This is a genomic window from Geothrix sp. (assembly GCF_020622065.1).
In the GTDB taxonomy this organism is placed as follows: domain Bacteria; phylum Acidobacteriota; class Holophagae; order Holophagales; family Holophagaceae; genus Geothrix.
Map to the genome: position 1 here is coordinate 328,566 of NZ_JAHRYQ010000001.1, position 16,995 is coordinate 345,560.

14 protein-coding genes are annotated in these 16,995 nt (G+C 68.9%); 3 read left to right on the top strand and 11 right to left on the bottom strand.

Translation table 11 applies throughout. From position 1 onward, the window contains the following. Positions 1 to 120: 120 nt before the first annotated feature. The 6 genes from QZ647_RS01640 to QZ647_RS01665 form a co-directional block, all read right to left on the bottom strand. Complete coding sequence (locus QZ647_RS01640; protein WP_291270501.1) at positions 121 to 2,967, bottom strand: pitrilysin family protein; 2,847 nt, start codon at positions 2,965 to 2,967, stop codon at positions 121 to 123. 83 nt (positions 2,968 to 3,050) lie between these two features. Next, on the bottom strand, positions 3,051 to 3,602 hold the full coding sequence (locus QZ647_RS01645; protein ID WP_291270502.1) for a uracil-DNA glycosylase family protein: 552 nt from the start codon (positions 3,600 to 3,602) through the stop codon (positions 3,051 to 3,053). Between the two features lie 56 nt (positions 3,603 to 3,658). Next, positions 3,659 to 4,249 carry an isochorismatase family protein gene (locus tag QZ647_RS01650; RefSeq protein WP_291270503.1) on the bottom strand — a complete coding sequence of 197 codons (591 nt, stop codon included), beginning with the start codon at positions 4,247 to 4,249 and terminating at the stop codon, positions 3,659 to 3,661. Positions 4,250 to 4,258: 9 nt separating this feature from the next. Continuing rightward, complete coding sequence (locus tag QZ647_RS01655) at positions 4,259 to 6,319, bottom strand: M13 family metallopeptidase (protein ID WP_291270504.1); 2,061 nt, start codon at positions 6,317 to 6,319, stop codon at positions 4,259 to 4,261. Between the two features lie 116 nt (positions 6,320 to 6,435). Further along, positions 6,436 to 7,380, bottom strand: coding sequence for a DUF4126 domain-containing protein (locus QZ647_RS01660; protein WP_291270505.1), 945 nt, complete (start codon positions 7,378 to 7,380; stop codon positions 6,436 to 6,438). 1 nt (position 7,381) lies between these two features. Beyond that, positions 7,382 to 7,636, bottom strand: a complete 255-nt coding sequence (locus QZ647_RS01665; protein ID WP_291270506.1) for a GlsB/YeaQ/YmgE family stress response membrane protein — start codon at positions 7,634 to 7,636, stop codon at positions 7,382 to 7,384. Positions 7,637 to 7,794: 158 nt separating this feature from the next. Between QZ647_RS01665 and QZ647_RS01670 the strand changes: the two genes are divergently transcribed. Then, positions 7,795 to 8,187, top strand: coding sequence for a YidB family protein (locus tag QZ647_RS01670; RefSeq protein WP_291270507.1), 393 nt, complete (start codon positions 7,795 to 7,797; stop codon positions 8,185 to 8,187). Between the two features lie 100 nt (positions 8,188 to 8,287). Continuing rightward, positions 8,288 to 11,578, top strand: coding sequence for a S41 family peptidase (locus tag QZ647_RS01675; protein ID WP_291270508.1), 3,291 nt, complete (start codon positions 8,288 to 8,290; stop codon positions 11,576 to 11,578). Between the two features lie 83 nt (positions 11,579 to 11,661). On the opposite strand, the gene QZ647_RS01680 is transcribed toward QZ647_RS01675, so the two are convergent. Beyond that, positions 11,662 to 12,210: a hypothetical protein gene (locus tag QZ647_RS01680; RefSeq protein WP_291270509.1), complete on the bottom strand. Its 549-nt coding sequence runs from the start codon at positions 12,208 to 12,210 to the stop codon at positions 11,662 to 11,664. A gap of 88 nt (positions 12,211 to 12,298) precedes the next feature. Then, a complete protein-coding gene (locus QZ647_RS01685) occupies positions 12,299 to 13,051 on the bottom strand; it encodes an SDR family oxidoreductase (protein WP_291270510.1) in 753 nt (250 codons plus the stop codon). Between the two features lie 104 nt (positions 13,052 to 13,155). Here QZ647_RS01685 and QZ647_RS01690 point away from each other — a divergent pair, with 104 nt between their 5' ends. Continuing rightward, complete coding sequence (locus tag QZ647_RS01690) at positions 13,156 to 13,386, top strand: hypothetical protein (protein ID WP_291270511.1); 231 nt, start codon at positions 13,156 to 13,158, stop codon at positions 13,384 to 13,386. Positions 13,387 to 13,392: 6 nt separating this feature from the next. On the opposite strand, the gene QZ647_RS01695 is transcribed toward QZ647_RS01690, so the two are convergent. From QZ647_RS01695 to QZ647_RS01705, 3 genes are read right to left on the bottom strand one after another with little or no spacing between them, the layout of a single operon-like run. Beyond that, positions 13,393 to 14,757 carry an aspartate kinase gene (locus QZ647_RS01695; RefSeq protein WP_291270512.1) on the bottom strand — a complete coding sequence of 455 codons (1,365 nt, stop codon included), beginning with the start codon at positions 14,755 to 14,757 and terminating at the stop codon, positions 13,393 to 13,395. Continuing rightward, positions 14,754 to 15,689: a homoserine O-succinyltransferase gene (gene metA, locus QZ647_RS01700; RefSeq protein WP_291270513.1), complete on the bottom strand. Its 936-nt coding sequence runs from the start codon at positions 15,687 to 15,689 to the stop codon at positions 14,754 to 14,756. The genes QZ647_RS01695 and metA overlap by 4 nt, the downstream gene beginning before the upstream one ends. Before the next feature lie 2 nt (positions 15,690 to 15,691). Then, positions 15,692 to 16,981, bottom strand: coding sequence for an aminotransferase class V-fold PLP-dependent enzyme (locus QZ647_RS01705; protein WP_291270514.1), 1,290 nt, complete (start codon positions 16,979 to 16,981; stop codon positions 15,692 to 15,694). Positions 16,982 to 16,995 lie beyond the last annotated feature (14 nt).

A 16,995-nucleotide genomic window follows, 5' to 3' on the forward strand; every position in this document is an offset into this window, starting at 1 on the left:
TCCGTCATCGCCCAGCATCCTTGCAAACGCCAAGCGGACACCTAGCAGATCACGGAAAGGCCTTGATGCCTAACGAAAAGGGAGCGGCATAGCCGCCCCCTTTTTGACGGAACGAGGACGCTACTTCTTGGCGCCCTTGGCGAAATCGCCTGCGCGGACCACATTCAGCTTGGCGGGATCGAGGTGCTTCCTGAGGGCGGCCAGGATCTGGTCATTGCTGAGGGCCTGGACCTTCTTCTCGAGGTCGGCCTGGAAGGCCTGTGTGCGGCCGTTGAACAGGTCGGCGTTGAGCCGCATGCAGAGCTGGCGATCCTGGGCCCGGCCGGTGGCCTGGGACTGGAGCCAGCTGGTCTTGGCGGCGGCGATCTCCTCGGCGGTGAAGCCCTTCTCGTTCGCCAGGGCCAGCTCCTGCCGGAAGGCGGATTCCAGCCGCTCCAGGTTCTCGGGGGCGTAGATGGCATAGGCCATCCACTGGCCGACCGCATCCAGGGCGCTGGCCTGGAACTGGGAGCCCGCGCCGTAGGACAGGCCTTCCTTCTGGCGGAGGCGGTTGGCGATGCGGCTGTTGATGGACCCGCCGCCCAGGAGGTGGTTGCCCAGCACCAGGGCAGGGTAGTCCGGGTCGCTGTCCTTCACGGGCATGGGGAGGGCCGCGATGAAGAAGGCCTGGGCCTTCTCCGGGGTCTCGAGCTTGGCGCTCAGGGGCCGCAGATCGGCCTTCAGCCGCTGGGGCATGCGCTGGAAGGGCTCATGGGCCTTCCAGGCGCCGAAGAGTGCCTGGACCTGGCCCTGGACGGCGGCGGCGTCGAAGTCGCCGACCACGGACAGCTCGCCGGCCGAGGTGCCGTAGAAGGCCTGGTGGAAGGCCTTGGCGTCCTCCAGCTTCGCCCCCTTGATCGCGGCGATGCTCTCCTCGAGGCCCATGACATGGCGGAGGTGGCCCTGGGGGTAGGGATCCAGGTGCATCCGCAGGGCGGTCTGGGCGAGGAAGGCGGGTTCCTTCTTGTTGGATTCGATGGAGGCGGCGGTCTCGCTGACCAGCTTGGAGAACTCCTCCTTGTCGAAGGCGGGTTCCTTCACGATCTCCGCGAGCAGATCCAGCACCGCCGACAGGTTGGGCCGGGTGGTGGTGACCACGGCCCGGACATTCTCCCCGTCGCCGAAGAGGGAGACCTCGGCCTTCAGCTTGTCGAGCGTGTCCTGGATCTGCTGGCGGGTGTGCTTGACGCTGCCGCGCATCAGCATCTGCGCGGCCATGCTGCCGGCGACATCCTTGTCCTTCAGGCTGGCTTCGCTGCCCAGGCGGAGGACCAGCTGCAGGTTGACGCTCTCGCCGCGGGTCTTCTTGGGCAGCAGGGCGACCTTCATGCCCGCGACCGTGGTGAACCGCCGGGTGCTGGCGTCGATGTTGGCCGGCGACGCCTCGAAGGCATCGCCCTTCGCCACGGCGGCCTGGCCCTTGTAGTCCTTCACGAGGGCGGCGGCATCCACCATGGCCGGAATCTCGGCGCGGTCGGGCTTCTCCGTGGGAATGAACTGGCCCAGGGTGCGGTTCTCGCGCTTCAGATACTTCGTGGCCGCCGCCTGGACCTGGGCCACGGTCAGCTGCTTGTAGCGGTCCCGCTGGAGGAAGAAGAGCCGCCAGTCGCCCTCGGCGATGTATTCAGAGAGCGCCACGCCCAGGCGGTCGCTCTCGTTCAGGTGCAGGTCCACCTGCTTCAGGATCTGCTGCCGGGCTCGATCCACCTCTTCCTGGGTGAAGGGCTGGGCGGCGGATTCCTCCAGCGTCTTGAGCAGGATGGCCTTGGCCTCCTCCCCGTTGCTGTCCTTGGGCAGCTGGGTGCCGAAGATGGCCAGGCCGGGTTCCTTGGTGCCGTTGACGAAGGGGAAGACGAAGGTGGCGCGCTTGGTGTCCACGAGCGCCTTGTGCAGGCGCCCGCCCGGCGTGTCCGCCAGGATCTGTCCCAGGATCTCCAGCGCGGGGAAGTCGGGATCGGTGCCCGCCGGGATGTGGTAGGCCGCCATCAGCATCTGGACATCGCCGACCCGGCGGATGATGACGCTGCGCTCACCGTCCTGGGTGGGATCCAGCGTGTAGGTGGGCTCCAGGATGCGGGTGGGCTTGGGAATGCGGCCGAGCCGTTCGTTGATCTCCACGAGGGTCTTGGCCTCGTCGAACTTGCCGGCCACCAGGAACACGGCGTTGTCCGGCTGGTAGTAGTTCCGGTAGAAGGCGCGAAGGCGGTCGATGTTCACATGCTCGACATCGCTGCGGGCGCCGATGGTGGACTTGCCGTAGTTGTGCCACTCGTAGGCGGTAGACATGGTGCGCTGGAGGGTGATGCGGAACGGGCTGTTCTCGCCGCCCTCCATCTCGTTGCGGACCACGGTCATCTCGCCCTTCTTCTCAACGGGATCCCAGAGGTCGTTCTGGTCGATGTTCGCGTGGACCATGCGGTCCGCCTCCAGGTCGAGGATCAGCTTCAAGTTCTCGTCCGTGGAGGGGAAGGTCACGAAGTAGTTGGTGCGATCCAGCCAGGTGGTGCCGTTGAAGCGGGCGCCGACCTTGTTCAGGGCCTGCACGGGCGTCATCGTGCCGTCCTTGCCGCTGAAGTGCTTGCTGGGCTTGAAGACGAGGTGCTCCAGCAGGTGGGCCATGCCGGTCTCGCCGTAGTTCTCGTGGCGGCTGCCCACCAGGTAGGTGATGTTGGTGGTGATGGTGGCCTTGCTGGCGTCAGGGAAGAGCAGCACGCGCAAGCCGTTGGCCAGGCGGTATTCGGTGATGCCCTCCACCGCGGTCACCTTGACGGGGGCGGGCAGGGGCACCTGGGGCGCGGTGGCCTTCGGGGCTTTCGACCTGGAGGTGGCTTTTGCCGCGGGGGTGGCGGGCTTGGGGGCGTCTCCCGCCACCAGCGCGAAGGCCAAAGCCCCGCACAAGGGCAAGATGAGTCGACGGGAGAAGGGCATGAGACCTCCAGGTTGGGAAAGATTCCGCAGGGGGAAGGCCCCAGCATACGAGGGGTCTTCGACCGCCGGGCTGTTAAGAATTGTTAAGAAGGGGCCAGCAGGGTCTGGAGCTGCATCTGCCAGGCAATTCTCAAGTCGTCCAATTTCATTCCTTTGCCCCGGTTGGGTGCCCCCTGCAGCAGGCCCTGGGCACTGGGATGCGGCAAAGGCTGGAGGTCGAAGGCGGGGGCTCCAGGCAGGCGGCTGAGCACCCACTCCGCGCGCTTGCCGAAGGCGATGACGCGGAGCTGGCCCGGGGCACCTGCCGCGGCCTGGGCCAGCTCCGCCGCCAGCCGAGCGAGGTTGGGGGGAGCCAGCAGGTCCCTGTTGGAAGGCGCATGGAAGTGCTCGCCATCCTTGGTGGGGCAGGCAGGGTAGGCGTTGCTGAGGGCGGTGCCGAGGAGCCTCGGCCTCAGGCCCAGGGCCTTGAAGCGGGCGCCATCCCAGTCCTCCCAGGCCGTCTCGGGCACCTCGGCCCGACCCGTGGCGACCAGGGCGCGGTAGACGGTGATGCCCGCACCGTCGCCCCAGAAGGGAATGCCAGATTGGTCCGCCCCCCGCGGGCCCGGGGCCTCGCCGAAGAGCATCACGGACACCGGGCCGGCCTCAGGAAAGAGAGCGGGAACGGCATGACCACGGATGCGAGCCGTGATCAACCCGGTTGCCCTTCCTTCATGAGCGCTGACAGCGCCTTGAACTGGGGGTGGTTTTTGTCGCGGGCCCACTCGAAGGCCACGGACTCGTGGTTGGTGATCGTGGCCCCGGCGGCGGCCATGCGGTCCAGGGCGTGCTTCCGGTATTCCTCGCCCCGGCCGCTCACGGCATCCCAGCAGAGGTGCACCTCGTGACCTGCGGCCAGGAGCTCGAGCACAGTCTGCATCACGCAGACATGGGCTTCGATGCCTGCCACCACGATCTGCCGCTTCTCGGGAGGGAGTCCGGGCCGGGCCCGCTGGAGGAGGGGCTCGAAGCCTGCGTCGCCGCAGCAGCCGAAGGCCGTCTTTTCCAGAAAGAAGGTCGGGGTGGACAGTCCGTCATAGGCCTCGCGGATGCTCGCCTCCGTGGGGCCGATGCCCTTGGGGTATTGCTCCGTCAGCACCACCGGCACCGCGAAGAGGTCCGCCAGCCTCAGCAGCCGCCGGGTGGTCTCCAGAACCGGGGCCGGGCGCTGCACCATGTGGACGAGCTTGCCCTGCAGGTCGATGACGACGAGGATGCTGCGGCTGGAATCGAGAAGGGGCATGGGGTCCTCCTACCAGATCTTCACGCGGTCCGCGGGGGCCAGATAGAGGGCCTGGCCGGGTTTCACCTGGAAGGCGGGGTACCAGGCATCGAGGTTCCGCGCGGTGGCAGGCCGGAAGGGGGCGGGGGCGTGACCATCCGTGAGGATCTGCTGGCGGAGCAGGGGCTCGCGGGCCTTCTCGCGCCAGCTCTGGGCGTAGCTGAGGAAGAACTGCTGGTCCCCGGTCAGGCCCTGCACCACTGGTGCCTCCCGGCCCCCCAGGGACAGGCGGTAGGCATCATAGGCGGCGGCGAGGCCCGCTACATCCGCGATGTTCTCGCCAAGGGTCTGCCGGCCCTTGATGTGGAGGCCGGGGAAGGGCTCATAGGCGTCGAACTGCGCCACCAGCTGGTTGGCGGAGGCCTGGAAGTGCTTCAGGTCCTCCGGCGTCCACCAGTTGTTCAGCTTGCCGGTGGCGTCGAAGAGGGAGCCCGAGTCGTCGAAGCTGTGGCTGATCTCGTGGCCGATGACGGCCCCGATGGCGCCGTAGTCCATGACCATGGGGCGCTTGGGATCGAAGTAGGGGGGCTGCAGGATGGCCGCCGGGAAGTTGAGGGCGTTCATGACGGGCAGGTTCACGGCATTCACGGTCTGGGGCGTCATCACCCACTCGGTGCGGTCGATGGGCCGGCCCAGCTTGCGCAGGTTCCGGGCGTACTCGAAGCGCTCGGCGCGCTCGGCGTTCCCGAAGGCATCGCCGGCCACGACCTTGAGCTCGTGGTAGTCCTGCCAGCGATCCGGATAGCCCACGCCCACCTTGAGGGCATCCAGCTTGGCGGAGGCCTTGGCCTTGGTGGCCGGCGACATCCAGGTCAGCGCCTCGATGCGGGCGCGGAAGGCGTCCTTGATCTTGGCCACCATGTCTTGGGCCCGGGCCTTCTCGGAGGGCGGGAAGTATTTGGCCACATAGGCTTTGCCGACGGCCTCGCCCAGGGCCTGATTGGTGAGGGCCACGCCGTAGACCCAGCGCTCCCGGGGTTTCGAGGCGCCGCTCAGCACCCGGCCGTAGAAGGCGAAGGACTGGTCCACCACGGCCTTGGGCAGTACCCGGGCCCGGTGCTGGAGGGCGTGGAATGTCAGATAGTCCTTCCAGGTATCGAGAGGGACTTCTGCGGTCAGGGCGGAGAGGCCCGTGAAGGCGCCCGGCTGCCAGACCACGAACACCTCGGGCTGCTTCAGGTCCGCGGCGGCGAAGAAGGTCTCCCAGTCCAGGCCCGGGGCCTTGATGCCGAAATCGGCCCGCTTCCAGTGGTTGTTCCCCTTCAGCACATCGCCCGAGTCCTCCCGGCTGGCGTGGACCTTGGCCATGCGGGTTTCCAGGTCCACCACGGCCGCCGCGCGCCGCTCGCTGTCCGACAGGCCCGCGAGCTTCAGCATGGCCGCCACATGGGCCCGGTACTGGGTGCGGACGGTCGCCATGCCTTCGGCGGGATCGAGGTAGTAGCTCCGTTCGGGCATCCCCAGGCCGCCCTGCAGGAGGAAGGGAGCATAGCGGGTGGGCTCATCCAGATCCTGGGCCACCCACAGGCCGAAGAGGTTGGCGGTGTCGATGTGGGTGGCGTTCAGCACATCCACATCGGCCCGCAAGGTGCGGCCGAGGTGGTGGGCCAGGTCCTTCCGGTCCCGGATGGCGCTGATGGCCTGGAACGCAGGTTGGAGGGGGGTCAGCCCCTTGGCCTCGATGGCCTGCTCGTCCATGAAGCTCGTGAAGTAATCCCCGATCTTGCGGCGCTCCGACCCAGCCGGGGCCTTGGCCTTCGCCGCGGCCCGGATGAGGGCGGCCGTGCGCCGGTCCGTGAGGTCGGCCACCTCGTGCCCGACACCGAAGGAGCCCCGGTCCGCCGGGATCTCGGTCCGCTTCACCCAGCCCCCGTTGGCGTAGGCGAAGAAGTCGTTCCCGGGGGCGACCGAGCGGTCCATGCCCGCCAGGTCGAGACCGTGCACCGCCGGGGCCGGACTGGCCTTGGGCGGAGCCGCCACGAGCGCTGGGACGGCCAGGCAGAAGGTGAGGGAAGGTAAAGCTCGATGCATGTGAAAGAACCCCGATGGATTGCAGGTGGAACAAAGGGCGCCCGTCAGGGGGCGAAGAGAATGATACTCACCCCCTGGTGGTTGGATATCTGTCGCCTGAAGACCCCATCGAGGCTTCAGGTGGTGGGGGCGGCGGCTGGCAGCGCGTGCCGCCAGTCGCGTCCGACGAGCACGACCTGGGGCTTCCGGTCCCGGAGGAACACGGCGGCATCCCAGAACAAGCCAGGGAAGACGCGCACGGGTCCCGGCGCCGCGTCGAAAGCCAGGCTGCGGGCACGGAACCAGCGGCGGTAGACGAGGTGCCAGCGCCCTTCGGTCAAGACCAGGTAGGCGGCCCCGAGCCGCGGCACCCCCTTCACCCGGCGGGCGAAGCAGGGCAGGATGTCGGCGGCCGCCCCGAGGGCCAGTTCCAGGGCCTTCAGCTCGACCCAGGTGGGGACTTCGTCTCGGCCTCCCTCGCCGAACAAGGCGTGCAACGCCCCGCGGAAACCCGTGAGCACGAAGGCCAGGGCCCTCAGCAGCAGGGGCAGGAGGAAGGCCGTGGCCACCAGCAGCGCCCCAAGCACCGGGAGGGCGATGGCGGGGTGGCTGTAGGCCAGGGCGAGCAGGGCGGCCACGCCCACATCCTCCGCCACGCTGAGGACGCTGTGGCTGGTGGGCTCCGGCGTGGTGTGGGCCAGGAGCCGGACCCCCATCTTGCTGCCGTGGGTGCCCAGGGCGATGGTGCCGCCCGCCAGCAGGGCCACCACCTTGGCCACGGGATGCAGCTCGCCGGCCGCACCCAGGGCCAGGAGGGCACCGCCCAGGGGGCGGATGAAGGTGTGGAGGCCGTCCCAAACGGGCGTGACGAAGGGCACCTTGTCCGCCAGGAACTCCAGGAGGAAGAGGAGGCCCGCGACGGCCAGCACCACCGGATGGCCGAGGATGGCCAGATCCGCCGGCAGGCCGTGGATCCAGCCGAACCGCTGTCCCGCGCCCACGAGGAGCACCGTGAGGTAGAGGTTGATGCCGGAGACGGTGGAGAGGCCGAGGATGGCCGCCAGGGTCTGCAGTGGGCCCATCTCAGGCCGTGAATTTCTTGTAGAGGTGGTAGGCGCCCAGCAGGATCACCGCGCCCACCACGGACATCAGGAAGCCTGCCCCCTGGCCTTCCTGGTAGTGGCCCACGGCCCGTCCGATCCAGGTGCCCAGGAAGGAGCCGGCGATGCCGAGGACCATGGTGATGATCCACCCGCCGGGATCCTTGCCGGGCATGAGCAGCTTGGCCACGGCGCCCGCGATGAGACCGATGATGCAGGTCCAGATGAGGTGGAGCATGGGACCTCCCGTCCGGCTTTGAGGCAGTGCGGTGCAACCCTACGCCGGGCGGGGGCCTGCGTCAATGAATGGGCGGATGATCATCCCCATCGTTTCCGGGAGGCTTGCTTGGCCCCCGATCTAACCGAACCTTGGCTCCGACATCCAAGGAGGGCGTCATGGGTTTGCTGGACATGGTGGGTGGCCTGCTGGGGCAGGGCGGCCAGGAACAGGGCAACAACCCCCTCATGGGGGCGGTCATGGGCCTCATCCAGAACCACCCCGGGGGCCTCCAGGGCTTGCTGGGCCAGCTCCAGGAGAAGGGCCTGGGGGACCAGGTGGCGTCCTGGATCGGCACGGGCGCGAACCAGCCCATCAGCGCAGAGCACATCCAGACCGCGCTGGGCTCTGACCAGCTGCAGCAGCTGGCGGGCCAGCTGGGCGTCTCCCACGACGAGGCCGCCTCGGGCCTGGCCGGGCTCCTGCCCCAGGTGGTGGACAAGCTCAGCCCCGAGGGCAACCTGCCCGAGGGGGGGAATGTCATGAACCTCTTGAAGGGGTTCCTCGGCTGAGGGCCGGCTGACGCCAACCGGGGGTCATTGACCCGGGAGAAGGCGGGAGGCATGGTGGAGGGGTCTTCCCATCATGCCTCGTCTTCTTATGGATGGACCCATGACCCGTCGACCTTCCTCCCTGAACCCCCTGGCCCTGGTGATGGCCGCGGCTCTCGTCCAGCCGCTCCCCGCGGTGGACCTCCAGGACACCCGGCTGGTGGCCCAGCCGGCCGTGAGCGCCCGGCAGGTCGCCTTCCTCTACGCGGGGGACCTGTGGACCTGCGCGCCGGATGGCGGGGCCGCGAAGCGCCTCACCACCCGCGGTGGCTGCGTGGGCACGCCCCGCTTCAGCCCCGATGGGGCCTGGATCGCCTACACGGCGGCGCTGGAGGGGAATGCCGATGTCTGGGTGATTCCCGCGGCCGGTGGCGAGCCCCGGCGCCTCACCTGGCACCCGGGTGCCGATGTGGTGCAGGACTGGACGCCGGATGGCAGGGCCGTGCTGTTCACCTCGGGCCGCTCGGTACACACGACGCGCTACACCCAGCTCTTCACGGTGCCCCTCGCCGGGGGCATGCCCACCCAGCTGCCCATCCCCAACGCGGCCCGGGCCACCTACTCGCCGGACGGCAGCCACATCGTCTACAACCCGCTGAGTGATGCCTTCCGCCAGTGGAAGCACTACCGTGGCGGCACGGCCTCGCGGCTCTGGATCTACCGGGTCAAGGATCACGAGGTCGTCCAGATCCCTCAGCCCCAAGATCAGCCTCAAGGCCGCTGCAACGACATCGACCCCATGTGGATCGGCGGGAAGGTCTACTTCGTATCCGACCGGGCGGGCGAGTTCAACCTCTTCAGCTATGACCTGGCCACGAAGGTGGTCGCGCAGCTGACGACGCATAAGGACTTCCCCATCTTGGCCGCCAGCCACGGTGCGGGCCGGATCGTCTATGAGCAGGCGGGCTGGCTTCACCGGTTCGACCCGGCCACGGGCCAGAGCACCCGCCTGAAGGTGGCCGTGGCGGCAGACCTGCCCGAGGCCCGGAGCCGCTGGGCCACGGGGGCGAAGTGGGCGAGCAACCTGGAGCTCTCGCCTTCCGGCAGCCGGGTGGCGGTGGAATACCGGGGCGAGATCCTGAGCGTTCCCGCGGAGAAGGGGGATGCCCGCAACCTGACGAACGCGCCGGGATCCCACGAACGGAACCCCGCCTGGTCTCCGGATGGGAAGGCCCTTGCCTACCTGTCGGACGCCGGGGGCGAATACGCCCTCAAGGTCCAGGCGCAGGATGGGAAGGGCGAGGTGCGGTCGTTCGCCCTGAAGGGGGCGGGCTTCTACGACAACCTCAAGTGGTCGCCGGACGGGAAGAAGATCGCCTACACCGACAACGCCCTCGCGCTGCGGATCCTCGACCTGGGCACTGGCGCGGTGAAGGCCGTCTCCAGTGAGGTGCTCTATACGCCGGCGCCCACCCTCAACCACAACTGGTCGCCGGATTCCCGGTTCCTGGCCTACACCCGCAACACGGAATCCGGGATGCTGCGCCTCCATGTGTACGCGGTGGAGGAGGACAAATCCACGGCCCTGACGGACGGCCTGGCCGATGCCAGCGATCCGGTCTTCGACCGCAGCGGCAAGTACCTCTACTTCACCGCCAGCACGGACGCGGGGCCGGTGCGGGACTGGTTCGCCCAGTCCAATGCCGACGCCCTCATGCGTGGGAACCTCTACCTGATGGTGCTGGCCAAGGACACCCCTTCGCCCCTGGCCAAGGAGAGTGACGAGGAGGGCGGGGCCGCCAAGGCAGAGGAGAAGAACGGCAAGCCCGAGGACAAGAAGGGCGCCAAGACCGAGGTGAAGGTCCGCATCGATTTCGATGGCCTGGCCGAGCGTATCGTGCCCATCGAAGCCGCCAAGACGGCCTTCTTCACGGACCTGCAGGCCGGCGAGGCCGGCACGCTCTTCTACCTCCGCCAGACTGGCGGCGCGAACCGCTTCAACCGGAGCGAGCCCATGGCCCTCTGCCGCTTCGACCTGAAGAAGCGGGAGGAGACCGTGCTGGTGGAGAAGGCCGACGCCTTCAAACTGTCGGCGGACGGCAAGAAGCTCGTCTACCAGTTGAAAGAAGCGGCCACGATCATCCCCACCGCCGGCAAGCCCGAGCCCGGCAAGGGCAAGGTGGCCCTGGAGGGCCTGCAGGTGAAGGTGGAACCCCGGCAGGAATGGGCCCAGATCCTCGACGAGGTCTGGCGCATCAACCGCGACTTCTTCTATGCCCCCAACATGCACGGTGCGGACTGGAAGGCCATGAAGGCCAAGTACGCGGCCTTCCTGCCCGACCTGGGCACCCGGGCCGACCTGAACCGGGTCATCCAGTGGATGTGTTCCGAGCTGGCCGTGGGGCATCACCGCGGAGGCGGCGGCGACCTGCCTGATGCCGGCAAACCCGTCCCAGGCGGCCTGCTGGGCGCCGATGTGGAGGTGGCGAACGGCCGGTACCGGTTCGCGAAAATCTTCGGCGGCCTGAACTGGAGCCCCGAGCTTCGCTCGCCCCTCACGGAGCCGGGCGTGAATGTGAAGCCGGGCGATTACCTGTTGGCGGTGAACGGCCGCGACCTGAAGGCGCCCGAAAACCTCTATGCCCGGTTCGAGAACACCGCCGGCAAGCTGGTGGAACTCACCGTGGGCAGCGATCCCGCGGGGAAGGATGCGCGGACGGTCAGCGTGGTGCCGGTGGGAAGCGAAGCGGGCCTGCGCAACCGGGACTGGGTGGAGGGGAATCTCCGCAAGGTCCAGGCGGCCACCGAGGGGCGCGTGGCCTATGTCTATGTGCCGAACACCACCACCCTGGGCCACACCTACTTCAAGCGCTACTTCTACCCCCAGGCGCAGAAAGAGGCCGTGATCATCGACGAGCGCTACAACGGCGGCGGCCAGGTGGCGGACTACTACATCGACCTGCTCCGCCGGCCCTTCACCGCCATGTGGGCCATGCGCTACGGCCAGGACCTGAAGTCGCCCCAGGCCTCCATCCAGGGCCCCAAGGTCATGCTGGTGGATGAGACCGCCGGCTCCGGCGGCGACCTGCTGCCCTGGATGTTCCGCAAGTTCGGCCTGGGCCCCCTGGTGGGCCGGCCCACCTGGGGCGGCCTCGTGGGCATCCTGGGCTTCCCCACCCTCATGGATGGCGGCACCATCACCGCCCCCAACCTGGCCATCTGGACCGAGAAGGGCTGGGTGGTGGAGAACGAGGGCGTGGCGCCGGACATCGAGGTGGAGCAGCTGCCCAAGGACATCATCGCCGGCCGCGATCCCCAGCTGGAGAAGGCCATCGACCTGATGAAGGCCGAGCTGAAGAAGAACCCGCCCCAGAAGCTGCAGCGCCCGCCCTATCCGGTGCGGACGAAATAGGCCGTTCCCACCGCGACCGACCCTCCCTCAGGCTCCCGTTCCGGGCGGCCTGGGGAGGATCGGCAGGGCCTGATCTTCACCCCTCACAGCCGCAGCGCAGTCTCCGCGGCGACGGCGTCGCGTTCCCTCTGGTGGTCGAAGAGGACCAGATACCAGCCGAAGGCGGCGAGCAACGCGTGCCTGAACCGGGCGAAGGAAGTCAGGTTCAGGTCCACATCGCAGCGCTCGAGCCCCGCGGGCGAGGTGAGGTCCCGGCCCGGGTAGGCGTGGAGCCGGACCAGGGCGATGCCCCCGGGATCCAGGAAGGCTCCGCCATCGGGATGCCAGGTCCAGTCGAAGACAGCCCCGTCCAGGAATTCGAGCTTCCCGTGCCGGAGGGCGTGGGGGTGGAAGGTGGCCAAAGTCGTCTTCTCGCCCTCCTCGCGCAGGGTCACGACGGGCGCCAGGAGACCCAGGTGCTTGAGGGTCCAGGCGCCTTCGGCCGTTTCGACGCGGGCCAGCGTGCGTTCCCCATCGAGGAAGGTGAGGGTGGCAAAGGTCTCGCCGTTCGCCTGCAACGCGAAGTCGGGCGGCGAGTAGCCTCCCCGCCGCCAGGCCAGGGAGGCGGTAGGGCATTCCGAGAGCGATCTCATGGCATTCCCCTGTTCTCGCGGGGATGCATCCGCGCAGGGGGAATGTACATTCCGCAGGGCGGTCGCGTCAGAGGCGCCGCCGAAAAAGTCACACCTGGATCACGCCCCCATCGAGGTTGAGACACTGCCCCACCTGCATGGTGTTGGCGGGATCCAGCAGCCAGGCGATGCCGTGGGCGATCTCCTCCGGCTGGAAGAACCGCTTCACGGGCACGGCCGCCTCGGCCTGGGCCCGCGTCTGTGCTTCGGTCTGCCCGGTGGCGGCGGCGATCTGGCGGAGGCCGGTCTGGGCCATGTCCGTGTCCACCCACCCCGGGGCCACGGCATTCACCACGATGCCCCGATCGATGAGTTCGAGGGCCAGGGCCTTGGCGAGCCCATGGACGCCGTGCTTGGCGGCGCAGTAGGCCCCGTAACCCGGCACGCCGAAGCGGCCCAGGACGCTGGCCACCAGCACGATGCGCCCGCCGGGTCCCATGTGGGGGAGGAAGGCCCGCACGGTGTTCCAGGGCCCCGCCAGATCCGCGGCGAGGATCTGGTCGAAAAAGGCGTCGGAGTCGCCGTCCACGGGCGTCATGCCGGAGATGGCGGCCGCAGCCAGCAGCCCGTCCACCGGGCCGAGGTCCTTGGCCACGGCCGCCAGGCGGGTGCGATCCGTCACATCCGCCTCGTGGGTTTCCGCCGTGCCGCCGGCCTTCCGGACGGCTGTGGCCGCCTCGGCGAGTGCCGCGGCGTCCCGCCCGAGGAGGATCAGGTGGGCGGACTCCGTGCGGGCCAGGTGCAGCGCGCAGGCGCGACCCAGGCCGCGGGAACCGCCGGTGATGAGGATGGTGCGGGTCATGGGACCTCCCTTCCAAGAGGGTGCCAGATCTGGAGGCGGCCGGATGCCGCCCGGTGGCGCGGGGGGATCGGCGGCCTATCTTTTAGGATTCACAGGAGAAAGCGATGGGCTGCGAGACGCAGGGCGACCGGCGGCAAGCGTCGGAGCTGAGGGAAGGTGAGGGCCGGGGGGCCCTCTGGTCCCTGCCGGATGGCCATCGCCTGCCCAACCTGGTGGATGCGATCCCGCTCGTGTTGGCCGATCCCGCCCACCCGGCCCGCCTGCGGGAGACCGACTTGGAACATCCCGAGGATTTCCACCTGCGCCTGACGGCCTGGCTGCTGCGGCAGGGCTGAGGCCGATCAGCCGGTCTTCTGGCGCTCCGGGATCCGGAGCGGGGGTTGGCCATCCACGCAGCGGTCGTGCAGGCGGGGGATGAGGTCCCCCAACCGGGATTCGGGCACGAGGAAGGCGATGGAGACGGTGCTGCTGCCCGTCAGCAGGCCACCTACGGGCTCTGGACCCAGGGCTGCGAGGTGGCGCAGGGCCGCCAGGGGATCGGCCCGCAGGCCCTCGCCCACCAGGGCCACGACGGCCCAGCCGGATTCGCAGGCGAGGCCGGAAGCCGCGAGGGTCCCCAGCACCTCGGCGGCGGCTGGGGTCTCCGGCCGCACCGCCAGCAGGGTGCCTGCGGGGCTGGCGATCAACCCGAAGCGCAGGGCGCCGGCTTCCTCCAGGCTGCGTGCGGCTTTGAGCGGTGGCTCGAGTCCGGCTGAGGCGGGGAAGCGCAGCAGGCTGATCCCCTCCTTGTAGGCCACGGAGGTGACGGCGCCGGGGGAGCGATGCGGCGGCACCGGCAGGATCTCCGTGCGGGAGGCCCCGGGCCGCAAGGTGTTGGCGACCACAAGGCGGAACCCCGCCCGCGCGCCGGGGGCCAGGGAGTCCGCGTGGAGGACCTTCGCCCCGAAGGCGCTGAGGGCCTCGGCCTCGCCCTGGCTCATCTGGGGGATGGGGCGGGCGCCGGGAACCAGGCTTGGATCCGCCGTCAGCACGCCATCCACATCGGTCCAGATCTGCACCTCCTCGGCTCCCAGGGCCTCGCCGAGCAGGGTGGCGCTGGTGTCGGATCCCCCCCGGCCCAGGGTGGTGGTGTGGCCTTCCGCCGTGGCGCCGAGGAACCCCTGAGTGATCCAGAGGCCCCCGGCCTCCAGGGACTCGCGCCAGGGGGCCGCCGCCGTGCGCAGGGCCGCCAGCTGGGGCCGGGCCTTGCCGAAGCGGGCGTCCGTCCGCAGCACCTCGCGGACCTCGCGGAAGGCGCCGCCGAAGCAGGCGGCGGCGAGGTGGGCCGACAGCGTCTCACCCACGGCCAGGGCGGCGTCCCGGCCTCGGGGCGTGGCCTCGCCCAGCATGGCCATGCCCGTGAGCAGCCGGTCCAGCCGGTCGAAGAGGGGCGTCCAGGCGGGCCGGACCTCGGTCCAGAGGCCCAGCTCGGAGGCCACCTGGCGGTGCCGGTCCCGCAGGGCGACCAGATGCTCCCGCGCACTGGGCAGGTGACCTCCGCCTGCGGCGGCGCACGCCTCGAGGATGCGGTCCGTGGTGCCCCGGAGGGCCGAGACCACCACGAGGCCGCCTGTGGGCAACTCCTCGGAGACGATGGCCGCCGCGCGACGGAACGCCTCGGCGCTGCCCACGGAACTGCCGCCGAATTTCAGGACCTTCAGGCTCATGCCTGCCCTCCTTCCGCGGGGAGCGTGCCCAGGTCAAAGGGCGCCTCCTGGTAGACGCAGTGGTTCAGCCAGTTGGAGAAGAGAAGATTGGCGTGCCCCCGCCACCGGACCAGGGGCTCCCGGGCGGGGTCGTCGTCCGGGAAGTAGTTCCGCGGGAGGCCGATGGGGAGACCTTTCCCGAGGTCCCGCGCGTACTCGCCCTGCAGGGTGCCCGAGTCGTACTCCGAGTGGCCCGTGACGAAGACCTGGCGCCGGTCCGCGGACTGGACCAGGTAGACCCCGGCCTCATCCGACTCGGCGAGGAGCGCCAGCCGGGGTTCGGCCAGGATGTCCTCCCGGCGGGTTTCCGTGTGGCGCGAGTGGGGCGCGAAGAAGACATCGTCGAACCCCTGCACGATGCGCTCATGGCGCACCTTCAGCCGGTGGGGGAAGACGCCGAACATCTTCTCGGGGAGGGGCTGTTTCGGAATGCCGTAATAGCGGTAGAGCGCGGCCTGGGCGCCCCAGCAGATGAAGAGGCTGGAGAAGACATGCGTCCTGGCCCAGTCCAGCAGTTCGGTGAGCTCGGGCCAGTAGTCCACCGCCTCAAAGGGCAGCTGCTCCACGGGGGCGCCGGTGATGATGAGGCCGTCAAAGGCCTGGTGGCGCACTTCCGCGAAGGACGCGTAGTGTTCCAGCAGGTGCTCCGCCGGCGTGTTCCTGGCCTCGTGGGAGGCCATGTGGAGCAGCGTGACCTCCACCTGCAGGGGCGTGTTGCCCAGCAGGCGAAGCAGTTGGGTCTCCGTGGCGATCTTCGTGGGCATCAAGTTGAGGATGGCGATGCGCAGCGGCCGGATGTCCTGATGGAGGGCGCGGGGCTCCTCCATCAGGAACACATTTTCCGCCTCAAGAACACCCCGGGCGGGCAGGGAGGAGGGGACTTTGACGGGCATGGCTAGGCTTTCGCGAGGGCCTGATCGAGATCCCCGATCAGGTCCTCGATGTGCTCGAGGCCCACGGACAGGCGGATCAGGTCGTCGGTGACGCCCGTGGCCGCCCGCTCCTCGGCCGACAGCTGCTGGTGGGTGGTGCTGGCGGGGTGGATGATGAGGCTCTTGGCATCGCCCAGATTGGCCAGGCGCGAGAAGAGCTGCACGGCATCGATGACCTTCCCGCCCGCCGGGAGGTCTCCCTTCACGCCGAAGGTCAGGATGCCGCCGAAACCCGCGCCCTTGCGGAAATAGCGGGTTGCCGAAGCGTGGTTCTCGTTGCCGGGCAGCCCGGGGTAGTTCACCCAGGCCACCTTGGGATGCTTCGCCAGCCATTGGGCCAGGGCCAGGGCGTTCTCGCCGTGGCGCTGCAGGCGCAGGTGCAAGGTCTCGATGCCCTGGAGGATGAGGAAGGCGTTGAAGGGGCTCAGGGCCGCCCCGGTGTCGCGCAGCCCCTCGATGCGGGCCTTGGTGATGAAGGCCGCCGGACCTGCCAGATCCGCCAGCACGGCGCCATGGTAGGCGGCGAAGGGCTCAGTGAACTCGGGAAACTTGCCACCCTTCCAGTCGAAGGTGCCGCCATCGACGATGAGGCCCGCCACGGAGGTGCCGTGCCCGCCCAGATACTTGGTGGCGCTGTGCACCACGATGTCTGCTCCGTATTTGAAGGGGTTCAGCAGATAGGGGCTGGGCAGGGTGTTGTCCACGAGGAGCGGGATGCCCGCCGCGTGGGCGATGGCGGCGATCACCTCGAACTCGGGTACATCCAGCTTGGGATTGCCCACAGCTTCGATGTAGATGGCGCGGGTCTCGGGCCGGAGGGCGGCGCGGAAGGCCTCGGGCTTCGTCGAGTCCACGAAGGTGGTGGTGATGCCCGTGCGGGGCAGGGTGTGGTGCAGCAGGTTGTAGGTGCCCCCGTAGAGGTTGTTCCCGGCGACCACATGGTCGCCGCCCCGCAGCAGGGTGGTGAGGGCGAGGGTGATGGCCGCCTGGCCCGAGGCCGTGGCCAGGGCCCCGATGCCGCCCTCGAGCTGCGCCACGCGCTGTTCCAACACGGCCGTGGTGGGGTTCATGATTCGTGTGTAGATGTTCCCCGGCACCTCCAGGTTGAAGAGCTGGGCGCCATGTTCGGTGCTGTCGAACACATAGCTGGTGGTCTGGTAGATGGGCACGGCCCGGCTCTTCGTATCCGAGTCCGGGCTGTGGCCCCCGTGGAGGGCGATGGTTTCGAAGCGGGGGGCGGGGGTGGCGCTCATGGCGTCTCCTGGAG